Origin of the sequence: Muriicola sp., assembly GCF_041567615.1 — a bacterium.
Lineage (GTDB): Bacteria > Bacteroidota > Bacteroidia > Flavobacteriales > Flavobacteriaceae > Muriicola.
In genome coordinates, this window is record NZ_JBFGBM010000099.1 from 1 (window position 1) to 9,776 (window position 9,776).

The following is a 9,776-nucleotide window of genomic DNA, read 5'->3' on the forward strand; positions in this document are numbered from 1 at the left end:
CGGATGTTGATGTCAGAGACCGTCTCATCAATGCTTTTGATTCCCGGGAGGGCCTGGACGGTCTGCAGGATATCCGGTTCAGACAGGCCGGGAAGGATTCCGAAATCATCCGTCCTCAGGAGGATGCTGCCGTCTGTCTCCCTGGTGAGACCAGTAGTCAGGAATTGGTACACGACCACTTCCTGCAGCTCCTGATAACTCACGGCCATAAGCAGGGAAGGGCAGTCATTGCCTGCCAGGTCGGATGCTGTTACGAAACGCGGTTTAAAACCTAGGAAACGGATGCGCAAAGTGGCTTCCCTCGGAATATTGGTCAGGGAGAATTTCCCATCCATATCCGTGACGATGGCCACGCTACCCCCCAATACTTCTACGGACGCACCGGGTATGGTATTCGACCCGTAATTATCGTAAACATAGCCGCAAATGTCTATTGTGGTGCGCTGGACGATGCTGTAATATCTCTCGGAGAGTTTATCAATCCTCAACTGGGTCCCCTCTTGTATGGCATCGAGGATCAGGTGGAGGTCGGATTCTGCAGGCGGACTGACCTCGATGTCCTTCAGATCCTCATCCACATAAGAGAATTTGACATTGAATTCCCGCTCCAGCCTTAACAGGTAGGTGATCAGATCTACCCTGTTGTCATCCTGGCCCAGACCGGAAGTGTGGACTAAGAAAAGGGTGGCTAAACAAAAAAGGAAACTCTTAAGGCGCGTTATCTCCATAAAAGAGTACTTTGTTCCCCTCTAAGGTAAAGCTTATTTGAGAAGGAGTACTTATACTCTGTAACGCCAAATTCATATCTGTGTTGCTGAAAGTACCTGTAAAAAGTTCGCCGAGGTCTACGTTCCTGGTCTCAACCTTTACTTTGAACTGCCGTTCAAACTCCTTGAGGACGAAGGACAGGGGAATACTTCTAAAGCTGCTCTCATTGTTGACCCATGACGGCTCAGTGGTCATCGGTGCCTGGGTGTCTGTGATCCTGCCGTTAATGACCAGGAAGGAGCTTCCCGCGGGCAGTTTTCTCTGTGATTTGTTGTATGAGACACTGACGAGTCCCTCATAACAGGTCACTTCAAAAAAGCCCTTCCTGCTCTTCACATTGAATTGGGTCCCCAGCACGCTTACGGCTCCCGCTTCGGTATTCACGGTAAATTTCTCTCCCTTGGCCACTTTGAAAAAGGCTTCCCCTTCCAGGTTGAGTTGCCGCTTTTTCTCCCAGTTCCTCTCGCTGTAGGACAGCTCAGAGCCTGCATTGAGGATCACCTCCGAGGCATCGGGCAGGACGATCTCCGTGCGCTGAGCGTATTCGGCCGTAAAGGTCTCATCGAGTGTGGCTATGTAAAATATGGAGGCTGCGATCAGAACGGTCACTGCGGCAGCGATCTGCATGAGGTATCGGGCCGGACGCATCCTGACCACTTTGGTCTCCTGCTGCTTCCTGCTCTTTAAATCAGCAAGGGCCCTGTCCGTATCAAAAGTGGGAGGCATCAGGCCTTTGGAAGCCCTGGCGATCTTCTCATAGGAGGCGTACTCCTCAGTTTCCCTGAAGGCAGCCAGCTCCTCTTCGCTGAGTTCGTTATTAAGCCATTTGGCCAGGTAATTTTCCTGCATGATTTCTAAACGTTACTCCTATATAACATTCCAGTCTATAAAAACCCTACCGTTGGTCGATATTTTTTTTCTCGATCCCCGTGAAACCTGGGGTGAGAGCACGTGATAATTTAGATGCCATCGATCTGTTCTCTGAGGGTTTTCAGGGCGAGGTGCATTCTCTTTTCGATCGCCTTGACACTAACCCCTTCCATCTCTGCGATCTCTGCATATTTTTTTCCGTCTATCCTGTTCAGCAGAAAAACCGTCCTCTGATTCTCGGGCAGGCTGTTCAGGGCCCTGTCGAGTTTCTCTTTGAACTCTTTCTCTTCCATCAGGAAGTCCGGAGATTCGGGATTGGAACTCGTACTGGCATTCGACGCGTAATTCAACCTCACCTTCTCCGCTTTCAGGACATTGAGGTAGAGATTATTGGCCACTTTGTAAACAAAAGCCTTAGCCTTTTCCGGAGCAACCTTGGCACAGTTCTCCCAAAGCTTGACAAAAGCCTCTTGTACAGCGTCATAGGCTTTTTCCTCGTTGCCGTATTTATAATATATGTAATTAAAGATCGTTTTAGAATTGGACCTGAAGATGGTATTGAAAACCTGTTCTTCACAAACATTATCCATAGGGTGTTGTTCTGTTTTTTGATCGGTATCATTCAAAGATATTTTAAAAAAAATTAAAAATGGGGTAGGGTTTTTCCTTTGAGATCTGTTTTATCTCTGTACGAACAACAAAAAAATCCAAATCGTTATGAAAAATGTATTCAAGTATTCAGTGTTTTCCCTGCTGTTTATGGCAACACTGATGGTGACTTCCTGCCAGGATGAGTTTGAGGAATTGCCCGGGCCGGATGAGCAACAAACCATTATGGCCAGCTCCACAACGGCCAGACTGATCGAGAGGACCTCTTCCAATGACGGGTCCTTTGACAATATTGTAGACGGCGCCAGCTGTTTTGCACTTGATTTTCCTTATACCGTAGAGGTGAATGGGATACAGATCACCATTGATTCCCGTGAAGACCTGCAGGTCATAGAAGAGATCTTTGATGCCATCGACACTGATGTGGATGTGTTGGAGATCATTTTTCCTGTTACGATCACATTTAGTGATTACTCCAAGATCACGATCAACAACAGGGAGGAACTAATGGCCCTTGCAGAGGAATGTCTTGAAGGAGGTGCTGATGACGACATCGAATGTATCGATTTCGTGTATCCGATCACCCTGTTCACGTTTGATATCAATGAGCAGCAGACCGGAAGCGTTACCGTGAACAACGACGAAGAATTACGATTGTTCTTCAAAGGTCTTGACGAGAATGACCTGATCAGCATCGATTTCCCGGTGACCCTGAAGTTGTACGACGGTACTGAAGTAGTGGTGAACAGCAATACCGAACTGGCAGCAGCCATTGAAAATGCCAAGGATGCCTGCGATGAGGATGATGACAACGACTATAACGATGACGATTTCACCCTGGAGAGGTTTAACAACCTCATAACAGAATGCCCATGGTTGGTTAGGGAAGTACAGCGAGATGCCATCAGCCAGACCGACCAGTACTTTGAGTACCTGATGAACTTCACTGAAGATGGTGGGGTAACCGTAAGAGACAGGCTCGGAAATATCCTGAATGGAACCTGGAGTACCCGTATGACCGATCGAGGAGTGCTGTTGAACCTGGAATTCGAGTTCCTGGTAGATTTCAACCTGGAGTGGTTCGTATACGAGATAGAGCCCGGCAAGATCAAATTGTACGCCGAAGGCGGTAATAAGATCATCCTGAAATCTGTTTGCGATATCTTCAACGATGATCCCAATACCCTCCGTGAGATCCTGAGGGAATGTGTCTGGGTCATAAAGAGAGTATTCAACAATGGAGAAGAAGTAAGGCGACTGATCGGATATGAGTTCAAGTTCATGGCCGAAGGTGTGGTGACCCTCAGCAACGGGATCAACGTCTCCGAGGGATCGTGGGTGATCACGACCAACGCCCAGGGCAGGCTGGTACTGGCCCTCGAGTTCGGAAATGAACCTACGCTGAACTTCGAATGGTTGTTGAGCGACCTCAGGAATGACAGGCTGAAGTTCAATATTGAAGGCACTGGGTATGAGCTTATCGTACAAAGAGTATGTGACGACGACCCTGCCAATGTGGACGGCGATGTGATGGAGATCCGAAATGTGATGATGGGTGGTGAATGGATAGTAGCCCAGTACAAAGAAGGGGAAGTAGTTCAAACCCAGAATTTTATGCCCTATACCTTTGTCTTTGGAGCAGAGCATGTGATGAGCATTACGCTCGGACAGACCGGAACTACTCAGGCAGGGATCTGGAGAGTGTTACGAAACAGCGATGGCAAGCTCAAGGTCTACCTGAATGCAGGGATCGAAGGCGAGCTCGCAGACCTGACGGACGACTGGGACTTTGTTTCCATGACCAGCAACAGGATCGAGCTAAAGAGCTACAGCGATACCAACGCAAGTTATGATGTGCTTGTTTTCGAAAAACCATAAGCACACCTTTTTTGCCCCATGTGTTGATAAAAGGGCCGCTCCTCCGGGAAGCGGCCCTTTTTCTTTGGATTTTCGGGAAGGGGACTACTCTGATCCCGTTCCAATTGTTAAATTTGCATTCCTCTAAAGGTAAAGCAGATATGTTCGACAATTTAAGCGAGAAACTGGATAAGGCCTTGCATGTCCTGAAAGGGCATGGGCAGATCACTGAGATCAACGTGGCTGAGACCACCAAGGAAGTGAGGAGGGCGTTGCTCGATGCGGATGTCAACTTCAAGATCGCCAAGGAATTCACTAACAAGGTCAGGGATAAAGCCCTGGGTCAGAACGTACTGACCACCCTGCAGCCCGGTCAATTGATGGTGAAAATCGTCAAGGACGAGCTCACAGAGCTCATGGGTGGGGATGCAGCAGGAATTGACCTCTCCGGCAATCCTTCCGTGATCCTGATGTCGGGTCTGCAGGGATCCGGGAAAACCACTTTCTCCGGAAAGCTGGCCCATTACCTCAAAACCAAGAAGAACAAGTACCCCCTGCTGGTGGCCTGCGACGTATACAGGCCAGCGGCCATAGATCAGTTGCATGTGGTAGGGGAGCAGATAGGCGTACCCGTGTATTCCGATAAGGAGAATTCCGATCCTGTATCCCTTGCCAAGGCGGGGATCGCCCATGCCAAGTCTAATGGGCAGAATGTGGTCATCATAGATACTGCAGGTAGGCTTGCTGTGGACGAACGCATGATGACGGAGATCTCCCAGATCAGGGATGCCGTACAGCCACAGGAGACTCTTTTCGTGGTGGATTCGATGACAGGGCAGGACGCGGTCAATACCGCCAAGGCCTTTAACGACGTCCTGAACTTTGATGGGGTCATCCTCACCAAACTCGACGGGGATACCCGGGGCGGGGCTGCCATCTCGATCAGGTCTGTAGTCAACAAACCCATCAAATTCATTGGTACAGGAGAAAAAATGGATGCCCTGGACGTGTTCCACCCGGACAGGATGGCCGACCGTATCCTGGGGATGGGGGATGTGATCTCCCTGGTGGAAAGGGCCCAGGAGCAATTCGATGAGGAAGAGGCCAGAAAGATCCAGAAGAAGATCGCCAAGAATACCTTTGGTTTTGACGACTTCCTCAAGCAGATACAACAGATCAAGAAGATGGGCAGCATGAAGGACCTGATGGGGATGATCCCCGGTGCCGGAAAGGCACTTAAAGGCCTGGATATTGACGATGATGCCTTTAAACACGTAGAGGCTATCATTCATTCCATGACGCCGGAGGAACGGTCTAATCCATCCCTGCTCGACGCCAGCAGGAAAAAACGGATCGCAAAAGGCAGTGGTCGCAGCGTCCAGGAGGTGAATCAACTGCTGAAACAATTCAACCAGATGGGCAAGATGATGAAGATGATGCAGGGCGGAGGCGGCAAGAAGATGATGCAGATGATGGGAGGTCTGAAGGGATAAGCCTTCAAAACCCTGGCAGGGGCTTCCTCTGGATATAAAGTAATTTCCAAAACGCGAATTATGGTCATTTTAGACGGCAAAAAGATCTCAAATCAGATCAAGGATGAGATCGCCTTGGAGGTCTCCGAAATGAAACAAAGGGGTGAAAAAGTGCCTCATCTGGCAGCCGTCCTGGTAGGGAATGACGGGGCGAGCCTTACTTATGTAGGCAGCAAGGTAAGATCCTGTAAGCGTATCGGATTCGAATCCACTCTGAAGCACCTGCCCGAAGAGACAACGGAAGAAGAATTACTGCAGCTGGTCAGGGACCTGAATGAAGACCCCGAGATCGATGGCTATATCGTTCAGCTCCCCTTGCCCAAACACATAGACGAAGAAAAGGTCCTGATGGCCGTGCACCCCGATAAGGATGTGGATGGATTCCACCCCACCAATTTCGGAAAGATGGCCCTGGACATGGAGACTTTTATCTCCGCTACTCCCTATGGGATCATGGAACTACTCCGGCGTTACAAGGTGGATACAGAAGGCAAGCATGCCGTGGTCATCGGCAGAAGCCATATCGTGGGAAGGCCTATCAGTATACTCATGAGCCAGAAAGGGAAGGCAGCCAACGCCACAGTCACTCTTTGCCACAGCAGGACGAAGAACATTGCAGAGCTTACCCTCCAGGCCGATATCGTGGTCTCAGCTCTGGGAGTACCCCATTTCCTCAAAGCAGATATGGTCAAGCCCGGTGCCGTGATCATCGATGTTGGGATTACCCGTGTGGAGGATGCCACCAAAGAAAAAGGGTACTATATCACCGGGGATGTCGATTACGAAAAGGTGAAGGAAAAAGCTTCCTATATTACCCCTGTTCCCGGCGGAGTAGGCCCTATGACCATTGCCATGCTGTTAAAGAATACCCTCCTGGCCAGGGAGCGCCACAGGGCAAAAATCCAGTAGAGATCACATCTTTTAACACCTAAAATTGGCCGGAAAGTGTAACATTTTGGCACTTAGAGAGTCAAATGGTAACGAACTATAACACTGTATTATGATCAAAAAGACTGTCTTTGGCCTGATCGCTGTGGCTGCCCTGGCCGTAGTCTCCTGTACATCCGAAAAGAAAGAAGAAAAAGAACTAACCTCGGGTATCCTGACCCAATATATGGATACCACGGTGAACCCAGGGGATAATTTCACGGCCTACGTCAACGGGACCTGGGTGAGGAACACCCCTATTCCCGACGACAAATCGAGTTACGGCGTTGGTTATATCGTCTATGAAGAGTCTGAAGAGAACGTGAAGAAGATCATCGAGGAGTCCTCTGAAGGCGATTTTGAAGAAGGATCAGATGAGCAAAAGGTCGGGGATCTCTATACCTCTTACGTTAATTTCGAAAAGAGGAACGAGATCGGGGTGGCCCCTTTGAAGCCGGAATTTGAAAAGATCGATGCCCTGGCTGATTACGACGACCTCGCCACCTATTTTGCCTATGCCAACAAAATGGGGATCAACGTACCCCTCGGACTGTTTATCTATCAGGATTTCAAGGATCCTACTATTTATACCGTGTACACCTGGCAATCGGGCCTTGGCCTTCCGGACAGGGAATATTACCTCAAAGACGATCCTAGGTCTCAGGAGATCCGCACTAAGTACGTGGAACACGTTGAAAAGATGTTCGACCTGGCCGGACTTCCCAACGGGAAAGAGTCTGCCGGTACCGTCATGAAGCTGGAGACCACCCTGGCAGAAGAACACATGGAGAAGGAAAAGACTCGGGACCTTGTTTCCCTCTACAATATGTTCCCTGTAGATACTCTGGGCCATATCATGCCTGATTTCAACTGGACAGCCTTCCTGGGAGAAGCAGGCCTGGCCCAACAGGAAAAACTGGGCGTTCTCATGCTCGATTACACCAGGGCACTGGACGGCATTATTACTTCCACTCCCCTGGATACCTGGAAGACATATTTGAAATGGGGCGTCATCGATGCCAATGCCTCCAGGCTCAACCAGGCCATGGACCGGCAGAACTGGGAATTCTACAGCAAGGAGCTCCGGGGGACTAAAGAACAACGTCCACTTTGGAGAAGAGGCGTTTCAGCTGTAAACGGTACACTGGGTGAAGTGGTCGGGAAAGTTTACGTCAAGAAACACTTCCCGCCTGAGGCAAAAGAACGTATGGAAACACTGGTTTCTAACTTGCTAAAGGCTTACGAGGCCAGTATCAAAGAGCTCGACTGGATGAGTGATGATACGAAGAAAGAAGCCCTGGATAAACTCAGTAAGTTCACACCCAAGATCGGGTACCCCAACAAATGGAAAGAATACGATTTTGAGATCAAGGCAGACGATCTTTTTGGCAATTTGCAGCGCTCCCAGCTATACGAATACAACCGGGAGCTCGCCAAGCTGGGACAGCCCATCGACAGGGAAGAGTGGGGAATGACGCCACAAACCGTCAATGCCTATTACAACCCCACCCTGAACGAGATCGTCTTTCCGGCAGCCATCCTGCAACCCCCTTTCTTCGACCTGAATGCAGAAGATGCCGTTAATTACGGATCTATAGGTGCCGTGATCGGCCACGAGATAGGGCACGGCTTTGACGATATGGGAAGCACCTTTGACGGGGACGGAGCCATGCGCAACTGGTGGACCGATACCGACAAAGAGGAGTTCAAGAAAAGGACAGGTGCCCTGGTGGAGCAATACAACCAGTTTGAGGTCCTGCCGGGACTCAACATCAACGGGGAATTTACCCTGGGCGAGAATATTGGCGACCTGGGCGGACTGAGCATTGCCCTGAAAGCTTATAAAATGTCCCTCAATGGGGCCGAAGCACCGATGATGGACGGATTTACCGGTGAGCAGCGCGTATTTATCGGCTATGCCCAATCCTGGAGGAACAAGGCCAGGGATGAGGCCCTGCGTGTACAGATCAGCACAGACCCGCATTCACCCGCAGACTTCAGGGTTAACGGTGTGGTGCGGAATGTACCGGAATTTTATTCGGCCTTTGATGTGAAAGAGAGTGATAGCCTGTATCTCGCCCCGGAAAAACGGGTCAAGATATGGTAAGAAGAACTAAATAAATTGAAAGAGAGCCTCCCAGCCAGGGGGGCTTTTTTATTCGGGAACTTCTACAGACCTCTGTACGGCCTGGGTAGTATCATTGGGGGTGAGGATGTCCAGATCGTTGTCACCCTCGTCGTTGGTGCAGCTCCACGTGAAGATGATGGAGATGATCACAAGCAGGAAATAGAGGACATAGGGACGTTTCATAGCTCAATAATTTAGTAGGTATCGATTACCGAGTTACTGATTATATAAAACGGTCAAAAAGGCCCTTTGGTATTGCCGGCATTCCCAAAAAACGGTACCTTTTATCGAAAATTTATCGATAAAATGAAAAATACTCTACTTGTAATAGTCTGTATGATCCTTCTCAGTCTTTCCTGCAAAAGGACTGATTCCACAGGGTCGAACACAGACATTTCGATTGCCTTTGCTGATTCTTTATCCGGGGACGCCCTCGACGGGCGCCTGTTGCTCATGCTGGCCAGGGACAATAAGGCAGAACCCCGCTTCCAGATCAATGACGGCCCCGGCACTCAGCTGATATACGGGATGAATATCGAGGGGATGAAGCCGGGAGAATCTGTCACATTCGATTCGGGTGCCTTTGGATATCCCATCCCCGACCTTTCTGAGGTGCCACCTGGAGAATACTGGGTACAGGTCCTCTTTCATGTATATGAGACCTTTCAGCTTTCCACAGGACAGACCGTAAAACTTCCCATGGACAACGGGGAGGGACAGCAGTGGAACAGGTCTCCCGGTAACCTGTACAGCACACCGAGGAAGATCACCGTGAGCGAGGAGGGTATCGGGACCCTGGAGGTGTTGATGGATCAGAAGATCCCGCCTATTCAGGAACCCGAAGATACCGAATGGATCAAGCACATCAGGATCCGCTCCGAAAAGTTATCTGAGTTCTGGGGACGCGATATGTACCTCGGGGCGCATGTCCTGCTGCCCAAGGGGTTTAAGGAACATCCCGAGGCCCGGTATCCCCTGATGATCTTTCACGGGCATTTTCCTGATGACTTCGGCGGATTCAGGACCATACCCCCGGATCCGGGACTTGAGCCCGACTATTCTGCACGGTTCGACGTGGAAGGCTA

Annotated in this window: 8 protein-coding genes and 1 pseudogene; 5 read left to right on the top strand and 4 right to left on the bottom strand. The window is 49.8% G+C overall.

The window, feature by feature from the left end; translation table 11 throughout:
• The 3 genes from ABYP73_RS08095 to ABYP73_RS08105 form a co-directional block, all read right to left on the bottom strand.
• The coding region (locus ABYP73_RS08095; RefSeq protein ID WP_372973985.1) for a carboxypeptidase-like regulatory domain-containing protein at positions 1-728 on the bottom strand (728 nt) is incomplete at its 3' end.
• Positions 709-1,617 (bottom strand): FecR family protein, encoded by a 909-nt coding sequence (locus tag ABYP73_RS08100; protein ID WP_372973986.1) that lies wholly within the window; start codon positions 1,615-1,617, stop codon positions 709-711. The genes ABYP73_RS08100 and ABYP73_RS08095, both read right to left, overlap by 20 nt.
• A 110-nt stretch (positions 1,618-1,727) precedes the next feature.
• Positions 1,728-2,228, bottom strand: coding sequence for an RNA polymerase sigma factor (locus ABYP73_RS08105; protein WP_372973987.1), 501 nt, complete (start codon positions 2,226-2,228; stop codon positions 1,728-1,730).
• Positions 2,229-2,355: 127 nt separating this feature from the next.
• Between ABYP73_RS08105 and ABYP73_RS08110 the strand changes: the two genes are divergently transcribed.
• From ABYP73_RS08110 to ABYP73_RS08125, 4 genes are all read left to right on the top strand, one after another.
• Positions 2,356-4,125, top strand: coding sequence for a hypothetical protein (locus tag ABYP73_RS08110; protein WP_372973988.1), 1,770 nt, complete (start codon positions 2,356-2,358; stop codon positions 4,123-4,125).
• Between the two features lie 140 nt (positions 4,126-4,265).
• Positions 4,266-5,597: a signal recognition particle protein gene (gene ffh, locus ABYP73_RS08115; RefSeq protein WP_372973989.1), complete on the top strand. Its 1,332-nt coding sequence runs from the start codon at positions 4,266-4,268 to the stop codon at positions 5,595-5,597.
• A gap of 60 nt (positions 5,598-5,657) precedes the next feature.
• The gene (gene folD, locus ABYP73_RS08120) at positions 5,658-6,545 is read left to right on the top strand and encodes a bifunctional methylenetetrahydrofolate dehydrogenase/methenyltetrahydrofolate cyclohydrolase FolD (RefSeq protein ID WP_372945462.1); all 888 of its coding nucleotides are present in this window, start codon (positions 5,658-5,660) and stop codon (positions 6,543-6,545) included.
• A 91-nt stretch (positions 6,546-6,636) separates the two neighbouring features.
• Entirely contained in the window at positions 6,637-8,670 is a 2,034-nt protein-coding gene (locus ABYP73_RS08125; RefSeq protein ID WP_372945461.1) for a M13 family metallopeptidase, read from the top strand.
• 48 nt (positions 8,671-8,718) lie between these two features.
• Here ABYP73_RS08125 and ABYP73_RS08130 read toward each other — a convergent pair whose 3' ends face one another.
• Positions 8,719-8,874 carry a hypothetical protein gene (locus ABYP73_RS08130; protein ID WP_372945460.1) on the bottom strand — a complete coding sequence of 52 codons (156 nt, stop codon included), beginning with the start codon at positions 8,872-8,874 and terminating at the stop codon, positions 8,719-8,721.
• 153 nt (positions 8,875-9,027) lie between these two features.
• On the opposite strand from ABYP73_RS08130, the pseudogene ABYP73_RS08135 reads away from it, so the two are divergent.
• Positions 9,028-9,776 (top strand): annotated as a pseudogene (locus tag ABYP73_RS08135) (hypothetical protein); the annotation flags it as partial.

Bases quoted from the DNA above. Each gene is read 5' to 3' on its own strand.
- ABYP73_RS08110 (WP_372973988.1), top strand. From the start codon at position 2,356: ATGAAAAATGTATTCAAGTATTCAGTGTTTTCCCTGCTGTTTATGGCA.
- folD (WP_372945462.1), top strand. From the start codon at position 5,658: ATGGTCATTTTAGACGGCAAAAAGATCTCAAATCAGATCAAGGATGAG.
- ABYP73_RS08100 (WP_372973986.1), bottom strand. From the start codon at position 1,617: ATGCAGGAAAATTACCTGGCCAAATGGCTTAATAACGAACTCAGCGAA.
- ABYP73_RS08130 (WP_372945460.1), bottom strand. From the start codon at position 8,874: ATGAAACGTCCCTATGTCCTCTATTTCCTGCTTGTGATCATCTCCATC.
- ffh (WP_372973989.1), top strand. From the start codon at position 4,266: ATGTTCGACAATTTAAGCGAGAAACTGGATAAGGCCTTGCATGTCCTG.
- ABYP73_RS08105 (WP_372973987.1), bottom strand. From the start codon at position 2,228: ATGGATAATGTTTGTGAAGAACAGGTTTTCAATACCATCTTCAGGTCC.
- ABYP73_RS08125 (WP_372945461.1), top strand. From the start codon at position 6,637: ATGATCAAAAAGACTGTCTTTGGCCTGATCGCTGTGGCTGCCCTGGCC.